At 75.8% G+C, this 23,933-nt stretch carries 27 protein-coding genes and 1 pseudogene; 17 read left to right on the top strand and 11 right to left on the bottom strand.

Annotated elements, in window-relative coordinates:
• Positions 1-117 precede the first annotated feature (117 nt).
• Positions 118-855: an SDR family oxidoreductase gene (locus ACFXPX_RS16870; RefSeq protein WP_380641919.1), complete on the top strand. Its 738-nt coding sequence runs from the start codon at positions 118-120 to the stop codon at positions 853-855.
• Positions 856-1,035: 180 nt separating this feature from the next.
• Here the strand turns inward: ACFXPX_RS16870 and ACFXPX_RS16865 are convergent, their stop codons facing one another.
• Positions 1,036-5,037 carry a Pls/PosA family non-ribosomal peptide synthetase gene (locus ACFXPX_RS16865; RefSeq protein WP_380641917.1) on the bottom strand — a complete coding sequence of 1,334 codons (4,002 nt, stop codon included), beginning with the start codon at positions 5,035-5,037 and terminating at the stop codon, positions 1,036-1,038.
• A gap of 860 nt (positions 5,038-5,897) precedes the next feature.
• On the opposite strand from ACFXPX_RS16865, the gene ACFXPX_RS16860 reads away from it, so the two are divergent.
• Entirely contained in the window at positions 5,898-6,119 is a 222-nt protein-coding gene (locus ACFXPX_RS16860) for a hypothetical protein (RefSeq protein ID WP_380593938.1), read from the top strand.
• 19 nt (positions 6,120-6,138) lie between these two features.
• Here the strand turns inward: ACFXPX_RS16860 and ACFXPX_RS16855 are convergent, their stop codons facing one another.
• Both ACFXPX_RS16855 and ACFXPX_RS16850 read right to left on the bottom strand, forming a co-directional pair.
• Positions 6,139-6,873 (bottom strand): hypothetical protein, encoded by a 735-nt coding sequence (locus ACFXPX_RS16855; protein ID WP_380641915.1) that lies wholly within the window; start codon positions 6,871-6,873, stop codon positions 6,139-6,141.
• Positions 6,874-7,062: 189 nt separating this feature from the next.
• On the bottom strand, positions 7,063-7,518 hold the full coding sequence (locus tag ACFXPX_RS16850) for a nuclear transport factor 2 family protein (RefSeq protein WP_380526993.1): 456 nt from the start codon (positions 7,516-7,518) through the stop codon (positions 7,063-7,065).
• 95 nt (positions 7,519-7,613) lie between these two features.
• On the opposite strand from ACFXPX_RS16850, the gene ACFXPX_RS16845 reads away from it, so the two are divergent.
• Positions 7,614-8,201 carry a PadR family transcriptional regulator gene (locus ACFXPX_RS16845; protein ID WP_380526991.1) on the top strand — a complete coding sequence of 196 codons (588 nt, stop codon included), beginning with the start codon at positions 7,614-7,616 and terminating at the stop codon, positions 8,199-8,201.
• A 12-nt stretch (positions 8,202-8,213) separates the two neighbouring features.
• Here the strand turns inward: ACFXPX_RS16845 and ACFXPX_RS16840 are convergent, their stop codons facing one another.
• Both ACFXPX_RS16840 and ACFXPX_RS16835 read right to left on the bottom strand, forming a co-directional pair.
• Entirely contained in the window at positions 8,214-8,756 is a 543-nt protein-coding gene (locus tag ACFXPX_RS16840; RefSeq protein ID WP_380526989.1) for a GNAT family N-acetyltransferase, read from the bottom strand.
• Positions 8,757-8,804: 48 nt separating this feature from the next.
• The gene (locus tag ACFXPX_RS16835) at positions 8,805-9,170 is read right to left on the bottom strand and encodes a DoxX family protein (protein WP_380526987.1); all 366 of its coding nucleotides are present in this window, start codon (positions 9,168-9,170) and stop codon (positions 8,805-8,807) included.
• A 137-nt stretch (positions 9,171-9,307) separates the two neighbouring features.
• Between ACFXPX_RS16835 and sigJ the strand changes: the two genes are divergently transcribed.
• Positions 9,308-10,264, top strand: a complete 957-nt coding sequence (sigJ, locus tag ACFXPX_RS16830; protein ID WP_380641913.1) for an RNA polymerase sigma factor SigJ — start codon at positions 9,308-9,310, stop codon at positions 10,262-10,264.
• A gap of 431 nt (positions 10,265-10,695) precedes the next feature.
• Here the strand turns inward: sigJ and ACFXPX_RS16825 are convergent.
• A pseudogene (locus ACFXPX_RS16825) lies at positions 10,696-10,890 on the bottom strand (SixA phosphatase family protein); the annotation flags it as partial.
• A gap of 133 nt (positions 10,891-11,023) precedes the next feature.
• Between ACFXPX_RS16825 and ACFXPX_RS16820 the strand changes: the two are divergent.
• Together ACFXPX_RS16820 and ACFXPX_RS16815 are read left to right on the top strand one after the other, a co-directional pair.
• Positions 11,024-11,512: a MarR family winged helix-turn-helix transcriptional regulator gene (locus ACFXPX_RS16820; RefSeq protein WP_380526981.1), complete on the top strand. Its 489-nt coding sequence runs from the start codon at positions 11,024-11,026 to the stop codon at positions 11,510-11,512.
• Positions 11,509-11,982: a MarR family transcriptional regulator gene (locus tag ACFXPX_RS16815; RefSeq protein WP_380641911.1), complete on the top strand. Its 474-nt coding sequence runs from the start codon at positions 11,509-11,511 to the stop codon at positions 11,980-11,982. Before ACFXPX_RS16820 ends, ACFXPX_RS16815 begins: the two co-directional genes overlap by 4 nt.
• 22 nt (positions 11,983-12,004) lie before the next feature.
• Here the strand turns inward: ACFXPX_RS16815 and ACFXPX_RS16810 are convergent, their stop codons facing one another.
• Positions 12,005-12,763: a DUF6193 family natural product biosynthesis protein gene (locus ACFXPX_RS16810; protein ID WP_380641908.1), complete on the bottom strand. Its 759-nt coding sequence runs from the start codon at positions 12,761-12,763 to the stop codon at positions 12,005-12,007.
• A gap of 28 nt (positions 12,764-12,791) precedes the next feature.
• Entirely contained in the window at positions 12,792-13,544 is a 753-nt protein-coding gene (locus tag ACFXPX_RS16805) for a DUF6193 family natural product biosynthesis protein (protein WP_380641906.1), read from the bottom strand.
• Between the two features lie 112 nt (positions 13,545-13,656).
• Between ACFXPX_RS16805 and ACFXPX_RS16800 the strand changes: the two genes are divergently transcribed.
• Both ACFXPX_RS16800 and ACFXPX_RS16795 read left to right on the top strand, forming a co-directional pair.
• A complete protein-coding gene (locus ACFXPX_RS16800) occupies positions 13,657-14,562 on the top strand; it encodes a helix-turn-helix domain-containing protein (RefSeq protein WP_380641903.1) in 906 nt (301 codons plus the stop codon).
• Entirely contained in the window at positions 14,549-15,409 is an 861-nt protein-coding gene (locus ACFXPX_RS16795; RefSeq protein WP_380641900.1) for an oxidoreductase, read from the top strand. Before ACFXPX_RS16800 ends, ACFXPX_RS16795 begins: the two co-directional genes overlap by 14 nt.
• A gap of 48 nt (positions 15,410-15,457) precedes the next feature.
• Here the strand turns inward: ACFXPX_RS16795 and ACFXPX_RS16790 are convergent, their stop codons facing one another.
• Positions 15,458-16,552 (bottom strand): hypothetical protein, encoded by a 1,095-nt coding sequence (locus ACFXPX_RS16790; RefSeq protein ID WP_380641897.1) that lies wholly within the window; start codon positions 16,550-16,552, stop codon positions 15,458-15,460.
• 104 nt (positions 16,553-16,656) lie between these two features.
• On the opposite strand from ACFXPX_RS16790, the gene ACFXPX_RS16785 reads away from it, so the two are divergent.
• From ACFXPX_RS16785 to ACFXPX_RS16770, 4 genes are all read left to right on the top strand, one after another.
• Complete coding sequence (locus ACFXPX_RS16785) at positions 16,657-17,088, top strand: hypothetical protein (RefSeq protein WP_380593914.1); 432 nt, start codon at positions 16,657-16,659, stop codon at positions 17,086-17,088.
• Positions 17,089-17,289: 201 nt separating this feature from the next.
• Positions 17,290-17,757, top strand: a complete 468-nt coding sequence (locus ACFXPX_RS16780; RefSeq protein WP_380526965.1) for a hypothetical protein — start codon at positions 17,290-17,292, stop codon at positions 17,755-17,757.
• A 42-nt stretch (positions 17,758-17,799) separates the two neighbouring features.
• Positions 17,800-18,819, top strand: a complete 1,020-nt coding sequence (locus ACFXPX_RS16775) for a protein kinase (RefSeq protein ID WP_380641895.1) — start codon at positions 17,800-17,802, stop codon at positions 18,817-18,819.
• Entirely contained in the window at positions 18,816-19,142 is a 327-nt protein-coding gene (locus ACFXPX_RS16770; RefSeq protein WP_380526961.1) for a hypothetical protein, read from the top strand. Before ACFXPX_RS16775 ends, ACFXPX_RS16770 begins: the two co-directional genes overlap by 4 nt.
• 16 nt (positions 19,143-19,158) lie before the next feature.
• On the opposite strand, the gene ACFXPX_RS16765 is transcribed toward ACFXPX_RS16770, so the two are convergent.
• Both ACFXPX_RS16765 and ACFXPX_RS16760 read right to left on the bottom strand, forming a co-directional pair.
• Complete coding sequence (locus tag ACFXPX_RS16765) at positions 19,159-19,440, bottom strand: hypothetical protein (RefSeq protein ID WP_380641893.1); 282 nt, start codon at positions 19,438-19,440, stop codon at positions 19,159-19,161.
• A 110-nt stretch (positions 19,441-19,550) separates the two neighbouring features.
• Positions 19,551-20,573: an LD-carboxypeptidase gene (locus ACFXPX_RS16760; protein ID WP_380641891.1), complete on the bottom strand. Its 1,023-nt coding sequence runs from the start codon at positions 20,571-20,573 to the stop codon at positions 19,551-19,553.
• Positions 20,574-20,672: 99 nt separating this feature from the next.
• Here ACFXPX_RS16760 and ACFXPX_RS16755 point away from each other — a divergent pair, with 99 nt between their 5' ends.
• The 5 genes from ACFXPX_RS16755 to ACFXPX_RS16735 all read left to right on the top strand — a co-directional run bounded on the left by ACFXPX_RS16755 (position 20,673) and on the right by ACFXPX_RS16735 (position 23,904).
• Complete coding sequence (locus tag ACFXPX_RS16755; RefSeq protein WP_380641888.1) at positions 20,673-21,398, top strand: class I SAM-dependent methyltransferase; 726 nt, start codon at positions 20,673-20,675, stop codon at positions 21,396-21,398.
• Complete coding sequence (locus ACFXPX_RS16750) at positions 21,395-21,832, top strand: nuclear transport factor 2 family protein (protein WP_380641885.1); 438 nt, start codon at positions 21,395-21,397, stop codon at positions 21,830-21,832. The genes ACFXPX_RS16755 and ACFXPX_RS16750 overlap by 4 nt, the downstream gene beginning before the upstream one ends.
• 138 nt (positions 21,833-21,970) lie before the next feature.
• A complete protein-coding gene (locus tag ACFXPX_RS16745; protein ID WP_380641883.1) occupies positions 21,971-22,252 on the top strand; it encodes a hypothetical protein in 282 nt (93 codons plus the stop codon).
• Between the two features lie 135 nt (positions 22,253-22,387).
• Positions 22,388-23,329 carry an NAD(P)H-binding protein gene (locus ACFXPX_RS16740; RefSeq protein ID WP_380641881.1) on the top strand — a complete coding sequence of 314 codons (942 nt, stop codon included), beginning with the start codon at positions 22,388-22,390 and terminating at the stop codon, positions 23,327-23,329.
• Between the two features lie 83 nt (positions 23,330-23,412).
• Positions 23,413-23,904 (top strand): hypothetical protein, encoded by a 492-nt coding sequence (locus tag ACFXPX_RS16735; RefSeq protein WP_380641878.1) that lies wholly within the window; start codon positions 23,413-23,415, stop codon positions 23,902-23,904.
• The last annotated feature ends 29 nt before the right edge of the window (positions 23,905-23,933 follow it).

Below are 23,933 nucleotides of genomic sequence, written 5' to 3'. Positions count from 1 at the left end.
GTCCGCGACTTGATAAACGGAGGCGCCCCCACTTAACGTGGAGAAAGCGGGGGCGCCTCCGTTTTCACTGTAGGCCAGGGCGCCCGCCGCGCACGCACCGGGGAGAAGGAGGAGCTCATGTCGGGCATCCAGGGCAAGGTCATCGCGATCACGGGCGCCAGCAGCGGCATCGGGGAGGCGACCGCGCACCACCTCGCCGAGCGGGGCGCCCGCCTGGTGCTCGGGGCGCGGCGCCGGGAGCGGCTGGACGCCGTCGTGGACGCCGTCACCGCCCGGGGCGCCGACGCCACCGGCGTCGTCGTCGACGTCCGGCGCCGCGAGGACCTGCGGCTCCTGACGGACACGGCCCTGGAGCGGTACGGGCGGCTCGACGTGCTGGTCTCCAACGCGGGCACGATGGCCGTCTCGCCGTTCGACGAGCTGCGCCAGGACGACTGGGACGCCATGGTCGCCACCCACGTCACCGGCCTGCTCAACGGCATCGCGGCGGCCCTGCCCGTCTTCCGCCGCCAGGGCGCCGGCCAGTTCGTCAACGTCGGCTCCACCGCGGCGTACGTCGTCAGGCCCCCGCAGGGGGTCTACGCGGCCACCAAGGCGGCGGTGAAGGTGCTCACCGAGGGCCTGCGCCAGGAGGCGGGGCCCGGTCTGCGCGTCACCCTCGTCTCCCCCGGCTTCACCCACACCGAGGGCGTCGGCAAGGGGGCCGGCCCCGAGGTCGCGGCCGCGCTGGTGCGCCGGCGCGACGAGATCGCCATGCCGCCCTCCGCCGTGGCCTCGGCCATCGGCTACGCCGTCGCGCAGCCGGACGGCGTCGACGTCAGCGAGATCGTCGTGCGCCCCACCGCCCAGGACTGACCCCCCGCCCCGCCGGGACCGGCCCCCGCCGCCCGGCGCACCGGGGGCCGGGGCCGCCCGGCCTTCTTCACAATTGCCGTGGACATGGCGTTCTTCTCCCAAGTCCGGGCAAAGCGAAGGCGGTGCGGCCACGGGTTCGACCGTGGCCGCACCGCCTGTGCGCGGGCCCGTGCGGGTGGGCTACATCACGGCGGCCCGGCGCCGCCCGCGGGCCGCGCGGCGCCCGGCCGGCGGGGTGGCGTCGGCGTTCCAGGCGGCGACCGGGTTGCCCAGCCAGCGGGTGGCGCCGGGGACGTTCTCCCCGCGCATCACCAGGGAGGCCGGGCCGACGGTGGTGTCGTCGCCGAGCGAGGAGTTGAGCAGCACGATCGAGTGCGGCCCGGTGGTGGAGCCGGCGCCCAGGTGGACGGGGCCCAGCCGCATCACCCGGTCGTGGAACAGGTGGGTCTGCAGCACGGTGCCGCGGTTGACGCTGGCGCCCGCCCCGACGGTGACCAGGTCGCTCTCGGGCAGCCAGTGGGTCTCGCACCAGGCCCCGCGCCCGATCCTCGCGCCGAGGCTGCGCAGCCACAGGTTGAGGTAGGGGGTGCCGGTCATGGCGCCGCCGCCGAAGGGCATGGCGAGTTCCTCGACGAAGGTGTCGTAGAGCTCGTTGCGCCAGACGAAGGAGGACCACAGCGGGTGCTCGGACACCCGGAAGCGTCCGACCAGCAGCCACTTGGCGAGGGTGGTGAGCGCCAGGGCGGCCACGGCGGCGGCCGCCAGCACCAGGCCGGCCGCGCCGGCGGCGGTGCCCAGCCCGTAGTCGTCGCGGATCGCCTGGAGGGCGGCGAAGACCAGGTCGGCCAGGATCGCGGCGACGACGACCGGCAGCAGCCGGCAGACCTCGACGCCGGCCCGGGCCCACATCAGGCGCTTGGGCGGGTTGTAGGTGCGGTCCTCGCCGCCGGCGGCGGCCACCCGGGGCAGGGCGAAGGCGGGCCGGCCCAGCCAGGAGGAGCCCTCGGGGGCCTGGGCGGGGGTGTCGGAGAGCACGCCGACCAGGGAGTTGTCCGGCAGCGAGCGGCCGGGGCCGACGATGCCGGAGTTGCCGACGAAGGAGCGGCGCCCGACGTGGGAGCGGCCCAGGTGCAGCCAGCCGTCGCGCAGCTCGTAGGGGGCGACCAGGGTGTCGTCGGCGAGGAAGGCGCCGTCGTCGACCCGCATCAGGGCGGGCAGGGCGAGCACGGTGGAGGCCTCCACCCGGCGCCCGACCCTCGCGCCGAGCAGGCGCAGCCACACCGGGGTGAAGAGGCTGGCGTAGAAGGGGAACAGGGTGCGCCGGGCGCCGTCGCTGAGGTGGGAGACCCCCCAGGCGCAGAAGGCGACGCCGCCGGTGGCCGGGTGGAAGCCCGGGCGCAGCGGGAGCGAGAGCAGGCGGATCAGGAGGGCTATCAGTGCGGCGTGGCAGAAGACGGTCAGGACGGCCAGCGGCACGGTCAGCGGCAGCAGCTGGAGCAGGGCGGCGAGCAGGGTGCGGTCGGTGCCGACCAGCGGGTAGACGATGAACAGCGCGGGCAGGGCGGCCAGGACGGGGACGAGGCCGAAGAGGGCGAAGGCGGCGCCGTAGGCCGGGTTCCAGGCGCGGGTGCGCTTGGCGGGGGCGGTGGGCCAGGGGGTGCGGGCCTCGGTGCAGGGGCGGGCCGGGGAGCCGTGCCAGTGCTCGCCGGGCGGGACGGTGGCGGTGACGCAGGAGCCGGGGGCGATCTGGGCGCCGGCGCCGACGCGGGCGCCGGGCATCACGGTGGCGCGGTGGCCGACGGCGGCGCCCTCGCCGATGTCGAGGTGGCCGAGCTGGAGGGTGTCGCCGTCGAGCCACCAGCCGGCGATGTCGACCTCGGGTTCGAGGCTGGCGCCGTTGCCGATCCGGGCCAGGCCGGTGACCGGGGGCGCGGTGTGCAGCTGGACGTCGCGGCCGACGCGGCAGCCGAGCATCCGGGCGTAGCGCACGGCCCAGGGGGTGCCGGAGAGGTTGCCGGTGCCGAACATGGCGGTGTAGCGCTCGGCGGCCCACAGTCGCAGGTGGACGTGGCCGCCGCGGGGGTGGCTGCCGGGGCGGATGCCGGCGGTGATCAGGCGGGCGCCGGCGGCGGCGAGCAGGGTGCGGCCGGGGGCGGTGAAGAAGAGGAGCGCGCCGGCGGCCACGGGCCACCAGGAGCTGTGCGGGGCCCAGGGGATGTCGGTGCCCATGAGGTTGTCGGCGGCGATCAGGACGATCACCCAGCGCAGGCCGGAGAGGCCGAACATGGCGAGCAGCATCAGGGTCTGCCAGAGGCCGGCGCTGCGCGGGGTGGGGCGCACCGGCCTGCGGGGCGGGGCGGTCGCGGCGGATTCCGGCCCGGCCGCGGCCGCCTGGGCCCGCGGGGCCGGGGCGAGGGAGTCGAGGTAGCCGGCGAGGTCGCCGAGTACCGGGTGGGCGTAGAGGTCGGCGACGGAGACGCCGCTGTGGCGGGTGCGCAGTTCGGAGACCAGGCGGGCGGCGGTGAGGCTGGAGCCGCCGAGGGCGAAGAAGTCGTCGGCGTTGCCGGGGGCCATGCCGAGCAGGCGCTCCCACTGGCCGGCGAGCCAGCCGGCGGTGCCGTCCAGGGGCTGGGCGGGGCCGTCGGGGCCGGTGGTGCCGGTGGTGGGCAGCGGCCAGGGCAGGGCGTGGCGGTCGACCTTGCCGGAGGTCTTGGTGGGCAGGGAGTCGACCAGGGCCAGGACGGGCACCAGGGGTCGGGGCAGGCGCTCCAGCAGGTGCCGGCGGGCGGTGGCCAGGTCGGGGGTGGTGCCGGGCTGGGCGACGAGGTAGCCGACCAGCAGGTCGGCGCCGACGGGGGTCTTGCGGACGGCGGCGGCGGCCGCGCGGATGCCGGGCAGGGCCTGGAGGGCGGCGTCGATCTCGCCGAGTTCGATGCGGCGCCCGCCGAGTTTGATCTGGTCGTCGGCGCGGCCGAGGAAGACCAGGCCCTCGGGGTCGTTGCGGACCAGGTCGCCGCTGCGGTAGACGCGGGGGGAGGCGATCGCGGGGTGCGGGCTGTACTTCTCGGCGTCCTTGGCGGGGTCGAGGTAGCGGGCGGTGCCGATGCCGCTGATCAGCAGTTCGCCGCTCTCGTACCAGGGCACGGGGTGGCCGTCGGGGCCGACGACGGCGATCTCCCAGCCGTCCAGGGGGGCGCCGATGCGCACCGGCTCGCCGGGGAGCATCCGGGCGGCGGTGGCGACGACGGTGGTCTCGGTGGGGCCGTAGGTGTTCCAGAACTCGCGGCCGGGGACGGCCAGGCGCTCGACCAGTTCGGCCGGGCAGGCCTCGCCGCCGACGATGATCAGGCGGACCTGGTCCAGGCACTCCTGGGGCCACAGGGCGAGCAGGGTGGGGACGGTGGAGATCGCGGTGATGCGGCGCTGGACGAGCCAGGGGCCCAGGTCGGTGCCGGCCTTGACCAGGGAGCGGGGGGCGGGGACGAGGCAGGCGCCGTGGCGCCAGGCCAGCCACATCTCCTCGCAGGAGGCGTCGAAGGCCACCGACAGGCCCGCCAGGACGCGGTCCCCGGGGCCCAGCGGCTGGGGGCGCAGGAAGATCCTGGCCTCGGCGTCGACGAAGGCGGCGGCGCTGCGGTGGGTGACGGCCACGCCCTTGGGGCGGCCGGTGGTGCCGGAGGTGAAGATGATCCAGGCGTCGTCGGCGGGGGTGGGCCAGGCGGGGCGGCCCGAGGGGCGGGCGGCGGGGCCGGCGAACAGGCGGCGCTCGGCGCCGACGACGGCGCAGACCCGGGCGTCCTGCCAGATCATCTCGGCGCGCTCGTCGGGGTCGTCGGCGTCCACCGGGACGTAGGCGGCGCCGCAGCGCAGCACGGCGAGGATGGCGACGTACAGGTCGGCGGTGCCGGAGGGGATGCGTACGCCCACCCGGTCGCCGGTGCCGATGCCGTGGCCGGCCAGGACGCCGGCGAGGGCGTCGACCTCCTGCAGCAGGGTTCTGTAGTCGAGGACGGCGTCGCCGGTGTCCAGGGCGGGCGCGTGCGGGTGCGCGTCGGCCGTGGCGGCGATGACGTCGAGGAGGCTTCGGGGGTGGGCGGGCTGGGCCACCGGCCAGCCGGCTGCCTGCCCCGGGTGGGGGCGGTGCAGCGTGACTGGGCCGGACGTGTCATGCCGTGCGTCCATGGGGTGGGTTCCTCGGCTCCGTTTTCCTGGGAGGGCGCATTGCCTGCTACGTGCGGTGACCTGGTCGTCACCTGGTGGGACGCGCCCACTCACCATGACTCCGCTGGGAGTCGGCTGGATGCAGCGAAGGTGCGGTCAAAGAGAATTCTCATCATCGATGCCGTTTCCTCAGGCATCGATACGAATCGAATGTCATTTCGGGGGGTTTCGAGCGTTTTCGATGGTGAAGGCTAATCGGCGGAAACCGGAGGGGCGTGACGACGGAGGGAAGAGTGATGAACACCATGGCGACCGGAACGGTACAGGTAGTGAGGGGTCGGCTACCGAATCGGGGGGTTTCGGACGGATTCTCGACCTGTGCACGTCATTCTCATCTTTGTGTGGGAGGCTGCCGCCGCCCTTTTCCGTGCGGATGTTTCCTGTGAATTCGGTGTGCGCCCGGGCCGCCCGCCCCGGCACCACCGGCCGGGACCGGCTCCTCTGGTACGCGGCGTACGGGTCCAACCTGCACGCCGCCCGCTTCTCCTGCTACCTCTGCGGCGGCCGCCCCGCGGGCGCGGCACGCGCCTGCCCGGGCTGCCGCGACCGGCGCCCGCCGCGCGCCAGCGCGGCCCTGCCCCTGCCCGGCACGGTGTACTTCGCCGGGCACTCGGCCACCTGGGGCGGCGGCACCGCCTTCTACGACCCCGCCGGGCCCGGGCGGGTGCCCTGCCGCGCCTACCTCGTCACGGCCGGCCAGTTCGGCGACGTCGCCGCCCAGGAGATACAGCGCGCCCCCGCCGCCGACCTCGACCTCACCCGGGTCCTGGCCACCGGGCGCGACCGCCTCGGCCCCGGCCGCTACCGGGACCCTCCTGCGCGTGGGCGCGCTCCGGGGGCGCCCGGTGCTCACCCTCACCTCCCCCACCGGCCTGGCCGGCGCCACCCCCACCGCCCCCTCCCCCGCCTACCTGCGCACCCTGGCCGCCGGCCTCGCCGAATCCCACACCTGGGGCCCCTGGCGCACCGCCGGCTACCTCGCCACCCGCCCCGGCGCCGCCGGCCACTGGCCGGTGGCGGCGGTGGCGGCCCTGCTGGACTGAACGGGGGACCACGGCCCGCTCAGCCGTCGACGTCCGCGGCGCGGCACGGCTCGGTGACGGTCGGGCACAGCTGGGGCAGGTCGTCCGTGTACGGCGGCTCCATCGTCTGCGCCCCGGGAGCCGGGGCGCCGGGGACCTGGGTGGCGAAGCCGTACCGGACGACGGTGACCGCCCTCCCGCCGCCGAGGTCGATCACCCGCTGGTGCAGCGGCCCGAACCGGTGCCGGGCATCGCCCCGCAGCACGACCTGCTTGGTGTCCACGGGGAAGAGCACGAAGAGGGACAGCCGCCGGTGGTCGCCGATCATCGTCGGCCGCCTGCGGGCCGTGAAGGCCCCGGGCGGGCCACCGGTGACGTCGGTGTTCAGGCGGCCGTCGACGCGGGTGGTCGAGGCCAGGCACAGGTGGGAGTCGTCCTCCAGCCACACCACGTCCGCCCAGTCCTGGGAGCCCTCGCTCCGGTCGAGCACGACCGTGTTCTCCGGCGTCGGGACGGGGCAGTCCGGCGTGCCCTTGTGCATCGTGGCCAGCTCGTCCAGGACCCACTGCGCCGACGCCGGGGCCGGCTCGGGCAGCACCACCCGGTGCACCGCCGCAGTGGCCGCGGCCGTCGCCACCGCTGTCGCCGCGGGTTTCGCCGTGGGTTTCGCCGCGGGTTCCGGCGTGCCGCCGTCCTGCCCCGTACAGGCCGCCGCCCCCAGCGCCAGCACCGCCGCCGCGACCACCGCGCCCCCGCGCCGCGCCGCACTCCCCATCACGCCACCCCCGTCGGCCGTCCCCCCTCGGAACGTTCGCCCACATCCTGCCCGCTCCGGCGGGCCTGGGGTGTCCGCGAACGGCAACAGCCGTGTCCCGAAGCGCCGCCACCCCTCCAGGCCAGGCCGGGGCGGGCGGGGGTGCACCAGGCCTGCACCGGACGGGCGTTGGACCTCGGGCAGGGGGTCTCAGGCGGTGGGCGGGGCGGGGACCAGGCCGGCGGCGATCAGGCCGGCGAAGACCGCCTGGCCGAGGGCCTGGACGGCGGACTGGGGACGGACCATCACGGTGAACTCCTTGATCCGGCCCTGCTCGTCGACGTGCACCAGGTCGATGCCGTGGATCTCCTTGCCGCCCACCACCGCCCGGAACAGCAGCACCGCCGAGGGCGCCTCGGTACCGTCCGCGCTGGTCTGCGCGGCGCCCTCGTACGCGCCGACGTAGCGGAAGTCCTCGAAGGTGCGCAGCAGCACCCCGAAGAGGCCGAGCACCATGGGCTTGCCCTCGAAGGGGCCGAACTTGACCGGGCTGTAGAAGCGGATGTCGTCGGTGAACAGGTCGTCCAGCGCGGCGAGGTCGCGGGCGTCGACGGCGGCGCGCAGGCGCTCGGCGGCGGTGGCAGCGGTGGTGGCGGCGGCGGTCATGGCGGCACTCCCGGGATAGTCATGGATGTGACTAGTCAGATTGATGACTACTACCATGCGGAGCACATCCGGCAACAGGAGGGAGGGCCGACCCGATGGCCCTGCGACACGCCGTGCTGGCCGCCCTGCTGGACGGGGAGACCAGCGGCTACGACCTGGCCAAGGCCTTCGACCTCGGCGTGGCCAACTTCTGGTACGCCCAGCCGCAGCAGCTCTACGCCGAACTGGCCCGGCTGGAACGGGACGGGCTGGTCGCCGGACGCGAGGTGGCGCAGGAGGGGCGCCCCACCAAGCGGCTGTTCACCGTCACCGCGGCCGGCCTCGCCGAACTGGACGAGTTCGCCGCCGCGAGCGCCAAGCCCTCCTTCGTGCGCGACGACCTGATGGTCAAGGTCCGCGCCGCCGACCACCTCGACCCCGCCGTGCTCGCCGAACAGCTCGCCGAGCGCGCCGAGTTCGCCCAGGCGAAGATCGACCTGTTCGAGCGGATGCTGCACGGCATGCGCGGCGGGTGGGACGAGGCGCGGTTCCTGCGCGAGGGCGAGCGGATCGGCCCGTACCTGACCTGCCTGCGCGGCCTGGCCTTCGAGCGGGGCAACCGGGACTGGTGCCGGGAGGCGATCGCCGTCCTGGCGCGGCGCAGCCGAACGCCGGGCGGGCGCGGCGCAGTTGAGCGCAGTTGAGCGGAAGCGCGGTCAGGCGCCGGGTGCCGGGGGGCGGATGCCGAGCCACTGCTCGGCGTCCCAGGCCTGGAAGCGCTCCACCTCGGTGAAGCCCAGTTTCGCCGCGAGCCGCATCGAGGCGGTGTTGGCGCTCTGGGTGGTCAGCACCACCGCCTCGCCGGGCAGCGCTCCGGCGAGCCAGGCCAGTGCCGCCGCGCACGCCTCGGCGGCGTAGCCGCGCCCCCAGGCCCGGGGCAGGAACAGGTAGCCGAGGTCGAGCCGGCCGGTGGCGGCCGGGCGGCGGTGGCCGGTCGCCCGGCGGAGCAGGACCAGGCCGACCATCGCCCCGTCGAGTTCGGCGACGAAGGTCCCGGGCCGGTCCTCGGGCGCCCCGGGCAGCTCGCGCTCCACCTGCGCGCGCGGCCGGGCCCCGCCGAGGTAGGTGTGCACCTCGGGCGAGGAGAACAGGTCGACGAACGCCGCACGGTCGCACTCCCGGCTGCCGCGCAGCACGAGGCGCTCGGTGCGGATCGGCGCGGGCGGCCAGGCCACGGTTCCCAGGTCCAGGTCTTCCATCCGCGCACCCTAGCAAGGGCCCTCCGAGGGGCAGTTGGGCGACGGGCCCTACAGGCGGCCCCAGGCCACGAAGGCGGCCAGCAGCAGGTAGAGCGCGTCCACCGCCACCAGCGGGTACTCCCGGCGCCGCAGGCGCACCGCCGCCGCGCCGGCCATCAGCAGCGCCAGGCCGAGCGCGGCCAGCGGCACCAGCACCGGCGCGACGTGCACCAGCGCGGGCAGCACCAGGCCGAGCGCGGCCAGGACTTCGAGGGCGCCGATCGCCCTCACCGCCCCCGCGCCGAAGTCCTCGACCCAGCGGCCGCTGCGCCCGGCGGCGGCGATCCGCTCCTTGGGCACCAGCACCTTGAAGGCGCCGCCGAGCAGGTAGGCGGCGGCCAGCAGGGCGGTGACGGTCCACAGGGCAGTGTTCATGACGCTCGTTCTCCTCGGTACGTTTGTCCGCTGCTGCCCTCTGGGACAGGGCGGCCGGGCGGCCCGTGACAGCCGCCCACGGTGACGCGCGCCACCCCGGGGCCGGGGCGGCGCCGGGGACGGGAGACGGGGTGGCCATGGCGGGAGCGGCAGGAGCGGCGGGCGGCGCGGGCGCGACGGAGGCGGCGGGGTACCGGCCGCTGCTGTTCTCCATCGCCTACGGCATGACGGGTTCGGTGGGCGACGCCGAGGACCTCGTCCAGGACACCTTCCTCAACCTGACCCGCGCCCAGCGGGCGGGCACCACCGTCACCAACCTCAAGGCTTACCTGGCCACTTCGGTCACCCGCCTGGGCATCAACCACCTCGGTTCGGCGCGGGTGCGGCGCGAGTCCTACGTCGGCGAGTGGCTGCCGGAGCCGGTGGTCGCCTTCGCCGAGCGCCCCGGCGACGCCCCCGCCGAGCACGCCGAACTGGCCGACTCGCTGTCGATGGCCCTGCTGCTGATGCTGGAGGCCCTCTCCCCCGTGGAGCGGGCGGTGTTCCTGCTGCGCGAGGCCTTCGGCTACGGCTACCCGGAGGTCGCGGAGCTGACCGGCAAGTCGGAGGCGAACTGCCGTCAGATCCTGGCCCGGGCCCGCAAACGCCTGGCCGCGGGCGGCGCGGACACCCCGCTCCCCGCGGCCCGGCGGGCGGAGGGCGACGAACTGGCGCGCCGCTTCTTCGCGGCGGCCGCCGGCGGGGACCTGACCGAGCTGCTGGACCTGCTCGCCCCCGACGTGGTCTTCCACGGCGACGGCGGCGGCAAGGCGCAGGCGGTCGGAAAGTCGGTCGCCGGTCGCGAGCGCGTCGCCCAGCTGCTCGCCTTCGGCTTCGGCCGCGGCCGCGAACTCGGCATCACCCTGCACCCGGCGACGGTCAACGGCCGCCCGGGCGCGGTCTCCTACGACCCGCGGGGGCGCGTGGCCGCCGTCCTGGAGCTGGACATCGTCGACGGCGCGATCCGGGCGCTGCACTCCGTGTCCAACCCCGACAAGCTCGGCCACCTGGGCGAGGTCTCCGACATCGGGCTGCGACGGGTGCGGGAGCGGTAAACACACGAATCCCGTTCGGGTGAACCACCCCGCCCCGGCGCAGCATTGGGGCCGGCGGGGGCTACCCGGCCCCGGGGTGTCGCGCCGCCCGGACCGGGGGGGGCCCGCCGCGACTGCCGCCCCGGCCGCCCTCGGCCGCCCTTGGGCGTCCAGTGGTCGACCAGCCGCGCGGTGCCGGGCCGCAGGCGCTGCCAGGGGCCGGTGAAAGCGAGCACGGCGACGGCGGCCGTCGGGAAGCGCTCGCGCAGCCGGGCCGCCTGCGCCGGGTCGTCGGCCTCACCGGCCAGGGCGTCGGCCGCCTCGTGGAGGACGGGGTTGTGCCCGAGCACCAGGACGGTGGCGACGGGGTCGGGGAGGGCGGCGAGGAGGGCGATCAGCTGTTCGCCGGTGTCGAGGCCGTAGAGGCGCCCGTCCCGGACGGCCTCCGGTGGGGCGGGGAGCTCGGCGGCCATCAACTGCCAGGTGCGGCGGGCGCGTTCGGCGGTCGAGACGAGCGCGAGGTCGGGCGTCCAGCCGTGGCCGGCGAGCCGTCGCCCGGCGAGCGGGGCGGCCCGTAGGCCCCGCGGGGCGAGGGGGCGTTCGTGGTCGTCGACGCCGTCGGGCCAGGCGGACTTGGCGTGACGCACCAGGACGATCCGGTGCTGCCGCTCCTGCTGCTGCTCGGGCACGGGGCCGCTCCTCCGCTGTGGCGTTCGGCTTCATTCTCCCCGGCCGGGAAAACAGTAGCCATGGACATAGTAGCCATGTACGGTATCCGTCATGAGCGAAGCAGCCGAGAGCGCCACCGCCGGATTCCTGGTCTGGCGCCTGTCCATGAAGTGGCGGGTCGCCGTCGACCGGGCCCTCGCGCCGCTGGGCCTGACCCACGCCCAGTACGCGCTGCTGGGCTCGCTGTACGGCCTGGCCCGCACCGGGCAGCGCCCCAGCCAGCGCCAACTCGCCGACCGCACCGGCCTGGAGGCCCTCTACGTCTCCAAGCTCGCCCGCGCCCTGGAGGCCGCCGGACTGGTCGAGCGCACCCGGGACCCGAAGGACCCGCGCGCGATGCAGCTCTCGCTCACCGAACAGGGCCGCGAGGTCACCGGCCGGGCGGTCGCCGTGGTCCAGGGCCTGCTGGAGCGGCTGCTGGAACCCCTCGGCGGCCGACACAGCCCGCGCGCGCGGGAGTTCACCCGCGAGCTGACCGCCCTGCTCGACGTACCGCTGGACCCGCACACCGACGACGACGAGGAGCAGCACCGGCCATGACCACCACCACCGCGACCGCGACCACCACCGCGGCCGCCCCCGCGCTCAACCCCCGCTCCATCGCCCTGGCCCACTACGCCGCCCGCGCCCTCCTGGAGGGCGTCCTGGCCCGCCACGGCGCCACCTTCGAGCAGAACGTGACGCTGCGTGCCGTCACCGCCGCGGGCGGGTCGGTCGGGGCCGGCGAGCTCGTCGCCGAGGTCGCGGGCTCGCTCAAGGCCCCGGAGGCGGCGGTGCGCGCCGTCGTCGGCGAGCTGACGGCGGCCGCCCTGCTGGTCGAGCACCCCGACGGCAGGCTCGAACTCACCACGGCCGGGCGCGAGTTGTACGAGCGCGCCGGGGCCGAGACGGCAGGGATCTCGGCCCGCCTGTACGCGGGCATCCCGGACGCGGACCTGGCCGCCGCGGGCCGGGCGCTGGCCCTGATCACCGAGCGCGCGAACGCCGAACTGGCCCGCCGGGCCGGGTGAACGGCGGGCGGCGGGCGGCGGGTCAGGGGGTGAGGTCCGGGGGCAGGTGCTCCAGGATCACGGCGACGGCGGCCTCCGCGCCCTCCACCACCCGCACGCTGCGGTCGGGGAACGTCAGCTCGAAGCGGCCCCGGCCCAGCGACCTGGTCCGCGGGAACTCGCCGACGCCGGGGGGCGCGGCCCGGCGGCTGAGGGTGAACCACCACATCGACTGCCCCGGTGACAGGGCCCGCAGCCGGGGCTCGGCGTGGGCGGCCCGGATCAGGTCCAGGAGTTCGGCGTCGCGGTGGGGCAGGGGGCCGCGCTGCATCATCCGCCACCGCGCGGCGACGGCCTCGGCCTCGCCCCGCTCGTGGGCCTCGGCGAGGTCCCAGGTGCGCAGGAAGGGCCACCGGGCGGTGAGTTCACGCACCCCGCTCCCCCGCACCCAGGCGTGGAACACCGCGGCGACGTCGGCCAGCTCCAGGGCCCCGCCCGTGGCCATGTGGATGCCGCCGAGCCAGCAGTCGACCAGGAAGACCCGTTCCTCGCCGCGCGGGATGATGACGGTCGCCGAGCGGCCGTCGGCCTCAGCCCCGGTCTCGGTATCGGTCTCGGCCTCGGCCTTCGCGGCCACGTAACGCCAGCCCGGCGAGGAGGTCAGCTCGACGGCCAGCTCCAGGCCCGCCCGGTCGGCCGCCGCCCGGAGGGCGTCGCGCACCGAGCCGGCCGCCGCCACCTCGGGGTAGAGCGCCGCGTACGCGCCCAAGGGGTCGGTGTGCTCGGGAGGTTGTTCGGACATGCGGTCGAGTGTGCCACCGTCCGGCCGGTCACCGCAGGTCGCCGGGCAGGCCCTCCAGGATCACCGCGACGGCCGCCGCCGCGCCCTCCACCGTCCGCACCCGCCCGTCGGCGTGGGTCACCTCGTAGCGGCCGCGGCCCAGCGGCCTGGTCTGCGGCAGGTCCTGGCTGACCGGCGGGGTGGCGCGGCGGCTGAGGGTGAACCAGTACATGGCCCGCCCGGGCGAGAGCACCCGCAGCCTGGGCTCGGCGTGGGCGGCCACGGCGAGCCTGCGCCATTCGCCGGCCATCCCGCGGGCGGGGCCCTGCAGCCGGCCCCGCCAGCGCCGGGCGACGGCCTCCCGTTCGCCGCGCAGGTCGGCCGCGGCGAGGTCGCGGGTGCGCAGGAACGGCCACCGGGCGGTGAGTTCGTCCACCCCGGCGCCCTGGACCCAGGCGCGCAGCACGTCGGCGGCCTCGGCCGGGTCCCGGGTGCTGCCGGTGGCCGCGCAGGCCCGGTAGTCCCAGCAGTCCACCGCGAGCACCCGGCCCCCGCCGCCACCGCCCTCGTGTTCCCCCTCGCCCTCGCCGCCGCGCAGCAGCGTGGCGTACGCGGTCCGCCCCTCGGCGCGCACCGTCGCGCCCAGCGGGCCCAGGCCCTGCGCCGCGGCCGGTTCGACGACGAGGACGTGCCCCGCCCGCTCGGCCGCCGCCCGCAGGGCCTCGCACACCGAACCGGCCGCCGCCACCGCCGGGTGCAGTGCCGTCAACTCGCTCAGGGCGTCGTGGGGTTGTTCGGACATGCGGTCGATTGTGCCAGAACGGCCCGCCCGTACGGCCGGTCGAGCGGGTGGTCGAGCGGGTGGGTGTGCCAGGGCCACCTTCTTTGTGCCGCGTCCCCCTACGGTGGTGGCCATGCACACGAACCGGCTCAGCGAGTTCCTGCGGGCCCGGCGCGCACTGGTGCGTCCCGAGGACCACGGGATGCCCGCGGGGGCGCGCCGTACTCCCGGTCTGCGGCGCGAGGAGATCGCGGTCCTCGCCGGGGTGAGCACCGACTACTACGTGCGGCTGGAACAGGGACGCGAGAGCAATCCCTCGCCCCAGGTCCGGCGGGCCCTGGCAGCCGCCCTGCTGTTGAAGGGCGAGGAAGCCGCCTACCTGCGCGCCCTGGTCGACCCGCCGCACCCCGGACGCCCCGAGTCCGCCCGGGAGTACGCGGGCCCGCAGCTGGTGGCCCTGCTGGACGCCTGGGCGGACACACCGGCCCTGGTCTACGGCCGCTACCTCGACCTGCTGGCCGTCAACTCCCTGGGCGAGGCGCTGTTCTCCTGGCTCGGCGGCGACACCGGTCTGATCACGGCGATGTTCCTCAACCCGAACGCCCGGGACTTCTACCGGGACTGGCCCGTCGTCGCGCAGGGGTGCGTGGCGGCGCTGCGAGCCGCCGATCCCACCCCGGACGACCGGCGGCTGCGGGAGCTGGTCGGTGAACTGTCCGTGCGCAGCGCCGACTTCGCCCGCATGTGGGCGCGCCACGAGGTACGGGCCAAGACGGCCTCGACGAAGCGCTTCCGCCATCCGCTGGTCGGGGACCTCACCCTGGGCTTCGAGACCTTCTCCGTCAACAGCGCCCCCGGCCAGCACCTCGTCGTCTACCGCGCCGAACCCGGCAGCGCCGCCGAGCAGTCGCTGGCCCTGCTCGCCGGCTCCACCGGCGCCGGTCCCCGCGACGTCCCACCCGACATCCCATCCGACACCGCACACGACACCACGCAACACGCTTCGAGCGAAGGGCACCTCCCGTATGACCTCCCCTGACGTGCCGGTCTGGTTCATCACCGGCTGCTCCTCCGGCCTGGGCCGGGCCCTGGCCGCCGCCGTACTGGAGCGCGGATGGCGGGCCGTGGTCACCGCCCGGGACCCCCGCAAGGTCGCCGACCTGGTCCGCGGGCACGGCGAACGCGCCCTCGCCCTGCCCCTGGACGTCACCGACTCCGGGCAGATCGCGAGGGCGGTCGCCCGGACGCAGACCGCCTTCGGAGGGATCGACGTCCTGGTCAACAACGCCGGTTACGGCTACCTCGCCGCCGTCGAGGAGGGCGAGGACGACGAGGTCCGCGCCCTGTTCGACACCAATGTCTTCGGTCTGGTCGACACCACCAGAGCCGTTCTGCCGGGCATGCGCGCCCGGCGCGCGGGCCACATCGTCAACATCTCCTCGCTCGGCGGCCTGGTCGGCTTCGGCGCCACCGGGTACTACCACGCGACCAAGTTCGCCGTGGAGGGCCTCTCCGAGGCGCTCGCCGCCGAACTCGCGCCGCTGGGCGTCAAGGTGACGATCGTCGAGCCCGCCGCGTTCCGCACCGACTGGTCCGGCCCCTCGATGCGCCAGTCCGCCACCGCCATCGAGGACTACGCGCCCACGGCGGGCGCACGACGCGCCGGCACCCTGGCCACCTACGGCCACCAGCCCGGGGACCCGGCCCGCGCCGCCCGGGCCGTCATCGAGGCCGTCACGGCCGGACAGCCGCCGCTGCGCCTGCTCCTGGGCAAGGCCGCGTACGACATCGCCACCGCCAAGCTCGACTCCCTCAGGGCCGGCTTCGACGACTGGCGGGAGGTCACTCTCGGCGCCGACTTCCCTCCGGAGCGGGCCGCGACCTGACGGCCTCGCCGAGCGCCGCCGGGCGCCTGCGGGCGGTCCCGACCGGCCCTACTGGACGCTCCAGCGGTGCGGGTGGGCGGGGTCGGCGGGGCAGGCGAAGACGTTGAGCTCGCCCCAGCGGCCCACGGTGACCCCGGTCGGGGTGCTGGAGGAGCGCGGGTCCCGTTCCTCCTCCAGCGGCTTCCAGCTGCCGGTGCCGCCGTCCCACTCCGAACTGTCGACGGTCAGCAGCAGGTGCATCGGCGCCGCGCAGGCCGGGCAGTCCATCGGGGCCGGGTCGGTGACGTGCCAGGAGGCGAAGCCGCCGGCCCGCCAGCCCGGCGGGATGGACAGGTCGCGCTGGTAGCCCACCGGCTCCTCCCCGTCGCCCTCGCCGTCGCCGCACCCGTCCCCGTCCCCGTCCGCGTCCCCGTCCCCGTCCCCGTCCGCGTCCGCCGCCTGCTCGGCGGCCTCCTCCTCCAGCGCCTCCTCCCAGGCGTGGATGCGGGCGCCCAGGTCCTCCGGGAGGAGGCCGGCGAACGGGTAGGCGGCCACCTGCTCGGGGTGCAGCACGCACGGCTCGGGCAGGTACCCCTCGTAGCCGACGACCTGCGGGCGCGGCGGGTCGGTCAGCACGTCGGCGACCTCCCAGGAGCGGCGCCAGCGCAGGTCCAGCAGCATGCCGGTGCGGCCGGGGCCGTGGGCGTCGAAGGGGCACCAGAACACCTGGAGCAGGTCGCAGCCGTCCGGCCCGGCGGGCAGGTCGGGGATCTGCGCCCGGTAGAGCTGGGCGAGGCCGATCAGGGGCAGCGGGTCGGCCGCGGTGCCCCCTTCCTCGACGCGGTGGCGCCGTTCGAGTTCCTTGAGCAGCTGCCGCTCCTCGTCGGTGGGGCCGGTGGTCGGGTCCCGGCGCCAGGCGGCGTCCAGGATCCGGCGCCGCTCGTGGACGTCGGCCGGCCGGTGGCCGCGCCGGTGGTTGTGGGGGTCGGTGCACACCGGCCAGGGTTCGTCCGAGGGCCACAGCAGCGGGCCGCCCACGGAGCTGACCGTCGCGTCGGGGCGCCCCGGGCGCGGGTGGAGGCGGGTGGTGGTGCCCCGGTGGGCCGTCATCTCCGGGAAGAGCGCCTCGACGTCGAGCGGGCGCGGCGGTGTGGTCCTGGACATGCACGTGACCCTAGGCGGCCGCCGGCCACCGTTGATCATCGCCCCCGCCCCGATCAGCGCGAACTCGCGTGCGCCCCGGCCCGGGCGCGTGCCATCCTCGGGCCGTGCCCTCCCGTAACCGCCGTCTGCCCAGCGGGCTGTCGTGGCCGCTCACCGCCACGGACGTCCGCGACGCGCTCGGCGTGCTCGGCGCCGAGCGGGCGGACACCGTCCGCCTGGACTTCGACAGCCGCCCCTGGGAGGACGGGACCCTGCTGCACGCGGAGTGGATCCCGCCGGTGCGCTCCAACTACGGCACGGGCGGCTTCCACCCGGCCTGGTGGTCGACCGTACGGGTCGGCGTCTCCCCGCTGCCGGCCGCCGAACGCCCCACCGCCCGGCTCGCGTTGCGGCACGGCGCCCTGCCCGAACTCGCCGCCTGGATCGACGCCACCCGCACCGCGCCCGAGACCTGGACCCACTCCCGGCACAGCCGCCGCTGGCGCCTCGCGGGCACCGCCACCACCTTCTGCGACGACCTGCGGCCGTGGCCCTGAGCGGCCGAGGCCGCCCCCCACCTCGAACACCCGTACCCGGCAGCGCAGTCGGCGCACCCGCGGCCGCCTCCGCAGCCGGCCCGGCCGCTCGCACTACGCCGCTGCGGTGATCCTGGCGGCCCGCGCGAAGGTGTCCCCCGCGACGCGGCCCGGCGATTCGCATACTGACGGGGATCCGTCCACCGGAAGGGACACCCTGCCATGCGAAGAGGACACCGGTCGGCAGCCGCCGCCGCGTTCGCCCTGACCGCCGCCCTGACCAACGCGCTGTCCGCCGCACCGGCGGCGGGCGCCGCCACCGTCGACACCTGCGGGGGCTCCATCGGCGACTACGTCGGCCTGGCCGGGCTCGACGCACCGTTCACCGGGGCCGCCTCCGCCAACGGCAACGACCGCGCCATGACCGTCACACCGGTCGTCGCCGGCGCCAACACCTTCAAGACCGAGATCGCCACCGGCCCCAGCGACTCCCGCTACGCCATCGGCTCCTTCGAGATCAAGGTCGACACCAGCGGCCGCGGCCAGATCCGCTTCGTCTCCTACGCCGGTCACGCGATCGGCGACAGCGTCGTCTGCGCGGGCGGCGGCACCCGCGTCACGCGGATCAGCGGCGAGGTCCGCGTCCAGGACGTCACCAAGCGCATCCCCTTCACCGTCAGCCGTGTCTGACCGGCCCGTGTCCGACCCCGCCCGTGCGCCCGCGAGGACGTGATGCCACCGCCCGCCCCGCAGGCCGCCGCCGTCGCGCCCGCAGCCGCGCCCGCGGCGGCCACCGCGCAACGGCCCGCGCCCGAAGCGTGCCCGCCCCCACCGCGCCGGCCCGAAACGCGCTGCCCGCACGGCCGCGACGGCGAGCGGCTGCTGGGCGGGGACGTCGCCGGGTACGAGCCGTTGCGGCTGCTGCGCCGCCGGGAGTGCCAGAACGTCTTCCTGGCCACGGCCCCCGACGGCGGGCACGTCGCGCTCAAGACCACCTGCCGCGACGCCGCGTCCGACGTGCTCGCCCGCGCCCGCAACGAGGCCCACGGCCTGCGGGCCGCCGCCACGCACCCGGACACCGCCGACCTCGCCGGCGAAGGCGTCCACCACGACCTGCACTACCTCGCCTCCACCTGGCAGCGCGGGCTGACACTGCACCAACTGCTGCCCCACCTCGACCGCTCCATGGCCGCCTGGTCCCCCGACAGCGCCGAGCTGTTCACCCACCTCGCCCTGGCCCTGGGCCACGCCGTCGAAGGCCTCCACCGCCACGGCGTCGTCCACGCCGACCTCAGCCCCGGCAACATCGTCCTCGGCCACGGCCGCACCCTCACCCTCATCGACCTCGACAGCTGCGCACGCGACGGCGACCCCGCCGCCGCCGCGCTGAACCGCTGCACCACCACCGCCTACGCCGCACCCGAATGCCTCGCACCCCGCCCACGCCCCGTGCCCACCCCGGCCGCCGACCAGTACAGCGCGGCCGCGATCCTCCACCGCGTCCTTAGGCAACGCCCCCACCAGCCGGCCACCGGCGACCGGGCCCGCACCCGGGAGCACCGGCTCACCCACCCCGTCCAGCCCCTCACCGGCTGGCCCGCCGCCCTCTGGCCCGACCTCCCGGAAACCCTCCGGCAGGCCCTCGACCCCGACCCCGACGCCCGCCACCCCACCACCGGCCACTTCACCGCCCGCCTGCGCCACGCCCTGACCCTCACCACCCTCACCACCCGTACCGGAGAGCACCCATGAACCGGCCCGCCCGCCGCACCTTCCTCCTCGCCACCGCCGCGCTGCTCCTCACCCCCGCCGCCCCCGCCGCGGCGGCCACCACGACGGGGACGGGCGCGCGGCCCGGGCCGGGGCCGGGGAGCGCGACGGGCGTGAACGGCGGGCCAGTCCTCGGACGGGGCGACGGGCGCACCGGCCCGAAGCGGGACGCCGTCAGCGAGCACACCTCCTCCAGCTCCGACGACGTCGTCATCATCGACCACTCCTCCTCCAGCAGTTCCTCCAGCTCCGAGGAGATCGTCGTCATCGACGATTCCTCCTCCAGCAGCTCGTCCGGATCCTGAGCACCCGTCGGCCGGTCTACTCGACGAAGTAGCTGGCCCCGACGGCCTCGGCGGACTGCCCCGGCCCGATCTGGGCCGTCACCGGGCCCCGGCAGTTCGCGGCGGAGTGCACCAGGACCGTGGTGTTCGTGCGGTTCGCCACGTGCACCGGCGAGGTGGCCGGGTAGCAGCCGCGCTGCGGGTTCTCGTGGGGCACGCCGTTGACCACCAGGAGCCCGGTGGCGGCCTGGGCGGGGACGGCGAGGGCGAGCATCCCGGCGGAGGCGAGCAGGACGAGGGCGAAGAACCGGCGGCGCATGGGGCGATCCTCTCGTTTCGGGCACACCGCCACGAAGCGGTGCTTCTGAGGAGGATCCTCCCGGCGCCGGGGCGGATACGGCAATCGCCCGAACCGGCGACGGAACAGGGCTAGTTGAGCGCCGCCGGGAGCGGCTGCCGCGGGCCTACGGCCGGTTCGAGCAGCGCCAAGGTGCGCCGCTGCGCGTCGAGGCCGGCGCGGATGCCCACCGGCATCGGCAGGTTGGGGCCGGCGTGCCCGAAGTCGACGTTGCCCAGGACCGGGATGTCACGCCCGCCCAGGACGTCGAGGACGATCTCGCGCAGGGTGGGGGACGCGCCGGGCTCCAGTCCGCCGATCTCGCGCGGAACGCCCACGACCATGCCCGCGATCCGGTCCAGGACGCCGCTGTGCCGCAGTACTTGGAGGTAGCTCCACACGTGGGAGGCCAGGCCGCCCATCTCCTCCCAGAACAGCACGGCGCCGTCGAAGCGCTCCAGCGGCAGCGCGAAGGGCGTCGCCTGCGCCAGCACGATGCGGTTGATCACCCCGCCGATCAGCGGGCCCTCCGCGCGACCGGGGCGCCAGCACTCCCACGACTCGCCGGCGGGCAGCGCACCGATCGCCCCGGTGCCGGTCAGCAACCCGGCGTAGAGCTCCTCCAGTTGCGCCTGCCGTGCCGCGGGCGCGTACGGCCAGCTCCCGCCGAAGCCGGGGACGGCCATGTCGGCGTGGAAGCCGACCAGGCCCGTGCGCGCGTGGAGCACCAGGTGCAGCAGCGAAATGTCGCTGTAGCCGAGGATCGGCTTGGGGTCGGCGGTGATCGCCTCGACGTCGATCAGGTCGAGGTAACCGAGTACCGTCTGCCCGCCGTCGCTGGCGACGATCGCGCGCACCTCGGGGTCGCGCAGCAGGGCGTTGAGCTCCGCGGCGATCTCGGCCGGCGCGGCCGCGCTCCACCAGTGGCGGCGGCCCGCCGCGAGCAGCGGGGCTCGGCGCACGCGGAATCCCATCCGCTCCAGCACCGCCGCCGTCCGCTCGACGTTGGGCTCGTGGGCGGCCGGCAGCGGACCGGACAGCGCGGCGATGACGACGAGGTCCCCGGGCGCCAGGGCGCGCGGGCGCAGCAGTCGGGGGGCGGCGGAAGCGGTCATGGCGCCAGTGTCGCCGCCGCGACCGGCCGGGTCACCCGGGTTTCCGCCGTCGGCGGGCGGGAGTTCGGGGGTTCGGGGACGGACCGTAAGGTGGTCGGCATGGCTGACGAGTGCTACGCGCATCCGCGGCTCGCCGCGGTCTACGACCCGCTGGACCCCGACCGCGGCGACCTGGACGCCTACGTGGGGATGGTGGAGGAGTTCGGCGCGCGCCGGGTGCTGGACCTCGGCTGCGGTACCGGGGTGTTCGCGCTGCTGCTGGCCGGACGCGGGATCGAGGTGGTCGGGGTGGATCCGGCGGCGGCCTCCGTCGAGGTGGCCCGGGCGAAGCCGGGGGCCGAGCGGGTGCGCTGGATCCACGGGGACGCGGGTGAACTCCCGCCGCTGGATGTCGACTTGGCGACGATGACGGCCAACGTCGCCCAGGCGATCGCCGATCCGGCGGCCTGGCGGCGCACCCTGCGGGGGGCCTTGGGGGCGCTGCGCCCGGGCGGGCGCCTGGTGTTCGAGACCCGGGATCCGGCGGCCCGGGCCTGGGAGGGGTGGACCCGGGAGCACTCCCACCGGGTGACGGAGGTCGCCGGGGTCGGGCCGGTGGAGCACTGGATCCAACTGACCGGGGTGGAATGGCCGTTGGTGTCGTTCCGCTCGACGTACGTGTTCGGCGCGGACGGGCAGGTGCTGACCTCGGACTCGACGCTGCGCTTCCGGGAGCGGGCCGAGGTGGAGGAGGACCTGGCCTGGGCGGGCTTCGTGCTGGAGGAGGTGCGCGGGGCGCCGGACCGGCCGGGGCGGGAGCTGGTGTTCGTGGCCCGCCGCCCGTGACCCCCTCCCCCGCACACCGCGCGCATCCCGCCAACCCCGCCGACCCCGCCGATCCCGACGTCGCCCTCGTCCTGGCCGCCTACGCCGCCTACGCCCGGGGCGACATCGACGCCGCCGTCGCCGACCTGCACCCGGACGTGGCGCGGGTGGAGCCCGAGGAACTGCCCGACGGGGGCGCGCACACGGGCCGGGACGCCGTGCACGCGTACCTGAGCGCCTCGTACGCGATGTGGTCCGAGCTGCACTCGGAGCCGACCGCGTACCGGCGCGGCGCGGACGTCGTGATCGTCCACCACGTGCACGGCACGCTGACGGACGGCGACGCGCTGGACCTCACCGTCGCCGACGTGTTCACCGTCCACGACGGCCGGGTGGTCGCCATGCACGCCCGCACCGACCCGGCCGAGGTACTGCGGGGCACCCCTTCGGGGTGATCTTGGTCGGGTGTCGGCGCGGCGCCGGGCCGGGCGGGGCGGGGCGTCCGGTAGGTATGGGCGGGGCCGGGGGTTCGTGGGCGATGGATGCCCGCCGCCGGCCGTCAACTCCGCACCCACCGAAAGGTTTTGCCTGCCATGAAGCTGGTCCGACGAGTCGCCGCCGCCGGTTGCACCCTCGCCCTCGCCCTGGGCGGCGCGGTCGCCCTCGCCCCGGTCGCGAGCGCTACCCCGCAGGGGTGCTTCTACTACGTCCTGGAGAACAAGCCCGACGCGGACACCCAGCTCGTGGAGGACGCCTGCTCGGTCGGCGCGGCCGGCGGCCAGGAGGCCTTCCAGGGCTGCTACCACCTCCTGCGGGACGACTACGTCCCCGCCGTCGTCGCGGCCACCGCCTGCCGCAAGGCCGCCCAGGAGTAGCCCGCCCCGGGACGGGAGCGGCGCGGAAAGTCGGACGGGCCGACTTTCCGCGCTGCTCCGCGCCCAGGCGGCACGCACCGCCCGACATTCTTTAACCGGATTGCCTTCTTAACCCGGTAATGTTTTCATGGCGGTATGAACCCGCAGCCAGGCCTTCCCCCCGTCCTCGTCACCGGAGCCACCGGCCGCCTCGGGCGCCTCGTCGTCGACCACCTCCTCGACGCGGGCGTGCCGGTGCGCGCCCTCGCCCGTCGCGCCGAGGCGGCGGCGGACCTGCCGGCCGGGGTCGAGGTCTTCACCGGCGACCTCACCGCGCCCGAGTCGCTGGACCCGGCGCTGGACGGCGCCGGGGCGGTCTTCCTCCTGTGGACCGCCCCGCCCGCCACCGCCGGGGCGGTCCTCGCGCGGCTGGCGGCGCGCGTGCGGCGGGTCGTCCTGCTCACCTCCCCGCACCGGACGCCGCACCCCTTCTTCCAGCAGCCCAATCCCGTGGCGGCGATGCACGCCGACCTCGAACGCCTCCTCGCGGCCACCGGGGTCGAGTCGACGGTCGTCCGGCCCGGGATGCTCGCCTCGAACGCGCTGGCCTGGTGGGCCCCGGCGATCCGGGCGGGCGAGGTCGTCCGCTGGCCCTACGGCGCCGCCGAGACCGCGCCCGTGGACGACCGCGACGTGGCGGCCGTCGCGGCGCGCACGCTCCATCAGGACGGGCACGCCGGGGGCGACTACGTCCTCACCGGCCCCGAGTCGCTGACCCAGGCCGCGCAGGTGGGCGCCATCGGCGACGCCCTGGGGCGCCGGATCGCCTTCGAGGAGATGACGCCGCAGGAGTTCCGGAGCCTGTCGAAGGACGTGCCCGCGCCGGCCGTCGAGATGCTGCTCGCCGCGTGGAACGCCGCGCTCGGCCGGCCCGCCCACGTCACCTCCACGGTCGCCGACGTCCTCGGGCGGGCGCCGCGCACGTTCGGCCGGTGGGCCGCCGACCACACCGCCGCGTTCACCCGGGAGGCACGGGAGGTCCAGCAGGCCCAGCAGGCCCAGCAGGCCCGGCAGGCCCAGGGTCCGCTGGGTTCGTGAGCTCCTCGGGCCCGGGATGGTTCGTTTCCCGACCGTGCGTCGGTCGTTGAGCGCTGCACCACATCTCAACGGAGAGCCACCCCATGCCCGTTCGCCCCCGGCGCGCGGCGGCCGCAGCCGTCCTCGCCGCCGTCCTGCTCCTGTCCCCCGCCGCCGCCCGCGCGGCGGAGCGGCCGGTGACGTACAGCCTGCGCAACGCCCGGACCGGCACCTGTCTGCACCACGTCCCGGGCACCACCCAGGTGCGGCTGGAGCCGTGCGACGCGGCGGCGCCCGGGCAGCGGTGGGAGCTGCGGGCGGTGGGAGCTGCGGTGAACGTGGCGGCGCTCGACCCGCAGAAGGGCGCCTGGGGGTGTGTGGCGATCGGTGACAACTGGAGCATCCGCTACGGCCAGTGCCGCGCGACCGAGGCGGCGTGGAGCGTGGCGGACGGCGGCCGGTCCCGGGTCCGCTCGGAGTCGGACCTCAACGACAACGACCTCTACCTGACGGAGACCCGCGAGGGCGGCCTGGGCGCCCGGCCCGGGGGCACCGGCCCGTCCGCGGACTGGACCGTGACGGCCGATAATCCGTGAAGCGCCGCGGCGCCCCCTGCTACGGTGCC

This window comes from Kitasatospora sp. NPDC059146, assembly GCF_042786665.1.
In the GTDB taxonomy this organism is placed as follows: domain Bacteria; phylum Actinomycetota; class Actinomycetes; order Streptomycetales; family Streptomycetaceae; genus Kitasatospora.
Note: the sequence above shows the minus strand (reverse complement) of the source record. Positions and strands in the feature narration are given on the sequence as shown.

What these genes read in the sequence shown, in the direction of transcription:
- ACFXPX_RS16870 (WP_380641919.1), top strand. Translation starts at nt 118, where the DNA reads ATGTCGGGCATCCAGGGCAAGGTCATCGCGATCACGGGCGCCAGCAGC.
- ACFXPX_RS16865 (WP_380641917.1), bottom strand. Translation starts at nt 5,037, where the DNA reads ATGGACGCACGGCATGACACGTCCGGCCCAGTCACGCTGCACCGCCCC.
- ACFXPX_RS16855 (WP_380641915.1), bottom strand. Translation starts at nt 6,873, where the DNA reads ATGGGGAGTGCGGCGCGGCGCGGGGGCGCGGTGGTCGCGGCGGCGGTG.
- ACFXPX_RS16850 (WP_380526993.1), bottom strand. Translation starts at nt 7,518, where the DNA reads ATGACCGCCGCCGCCACCACCGCTGCCACCGCCGCCGAGCGCCTGCGC.
- ACFXPX_RS16845 (WP_380526991.1), top strand. Translation starts at nt 7,614, where the DNA reads ATGGCCCTGCGACACGCCGTGCTGGCCGCCCTGCTGGACGGGGAGACC.
- ACFXPX_RS16840 (WP_380526989.1), bottom strand. Translation starts at nt 8,756, where the DNA reads ATGGAAGACCTGGACCTGGGAACCGTGGCCTGGCCGCCCGCGCCGATC.
- ACFXPX_RS16835 (WP_380526987.1), bottom strand. Translation starts at nt 9,170, where the DNA reads ATGAACACTGCCCTGTGGACCGTCACCGCCCTGCTGGCCGCCGCCTAC.
- sigJ (WP_380641913.1), top strand. Translation starts at nt 9,308, where the DNA reads ATGGCGGGAGCGGCAGGAGCGGCGGGCGGCGCGGGCGCGACGGAGGCG.
- ACFXPX_RS16820 (WP_380526981.1), top strand. Translation starts at nt 11,024, where the DNA reads ATGAGCGAAGCAGCCGAGAGCGCCACCGCCGGATTCCTGGTCTGGCGC.
- ACFXPX_RS16815 (WP_380641911.1), top strand. Translation starts at nt 11,509, where the DNA reads ATGACCACCACCACCGCGACCGCGACCACCACCGCGGCCGCCCCCGCG.
- ACFXPX_RS16810 (WP_380641908.1), bottom strand. Translation starts at nt 12,763, where the DNA reads ATGTCCGAACAACCTCCCGAGCACACCGACCCCTTGGGCGCGTACGCG.
- ACFXPX_RS16805 (WP_380641906.1), bottom strand. Translation starts at nt 13,544, where the DNA reads ATGTCCGAACAACCCCACGACGCCCTGAGCGAGTTGACGGCACTGCAC.
- ACFXPX_RS16800 (WP_380641903.1), top strand. Translation starts at nt 13,657, where the DNA reads ATGCACACGAACCGGCTCAGCGAGTTCCTGCGGGCCCGGCGCGCACTG.
- ACFXPX_RS16795 (WP_380641900.1), top strand. Translation starts at nt 14,549, where the DNA reads ATGACCTCCCCTGACGTGCCGGTCTGGTTCATCACCGGCTGCTCCTCC.
- ACFXPX_RS16790 (WP_380641897.1), bottom strand. Translation starts at nt 16,552, where the DNA reads ATGTCCAGGACCACACCGCCGCGCCCGCTCGACGTCGAGGCGCTCTTC.
- ACFXPX_RS16780 (WP_380526965.1), top strand. Translation starts at nt 17,290, where the DNA reads ATGCGAAGAGGACACCGGTCGGCAGCCGCCGCCGCGTTCGCCCTGACC.
- ACFXPX_RS16775 (WP_380641895.1), top strand. Translation starts at nt 17,800, where the DNA reads ATGCCACCGCCCGCCCCGCAGGCCGCCGCCGTCGCGCCCGCAGCCGCG.
- ACFXPX_RS16770 (WP_380526961.1), top strand. Translation starts at nt 18,816, where the DNA reads ATGAACCGGCCCGCCCGCCGCACCTTCCTCCTCGCCACCGCCGCGCTG.
- ACFXPX_RS16765 (WP_380641893.1), bottom strand. Translation starts at nt 19,440, where the DNA reads ATGCGCCGCCGGTTCTTCGCCCTCGTCCTGCTCGCCTCCGCCGGGATG.
- ACFXPX_RS16760 (WP_380641891.1), bottom strand. Translation starts at nt 20,573, where the DNA reads ATGACCGCTTCCGCCGCCCCCCGACTGCTGCGCCCGCGCGCCCTGGCG.
- ACFXPX_RS16755 (WP_380641888.1), top strand. Translation starts at nt 20,673, where the DNA reads ATGGCTGACGAGTGCTACGCGCATCCGCGGCTCGCCGCGGTCTACGAC.
- ACFXPX_RS16745 (WP_380641883.1), top strand. Translation starts at nt 21,971, where the DNA reads ATGAAGCTGGTCCGACGAGTCGCCGCCGCCGGTTGCACCCTCGCCCTC.
- ACFXPX_RS16740 (WP_380641881.1), top strand. Translation starts at nt 22,388, where the DNA reads ATGAACCCGCAGCCAGGCCTTCCCCCCGTCCTCGTCACCGGAGCCACC.
- ACFXPX_RS16735 (WP_380641878.1), top strand. Translation starts at nt 23,413, where the DNA reads ATGCCCGTTCGCCCCCGGCGCGCGGCGGCCGCAGCCGTCCTCGCCGCC.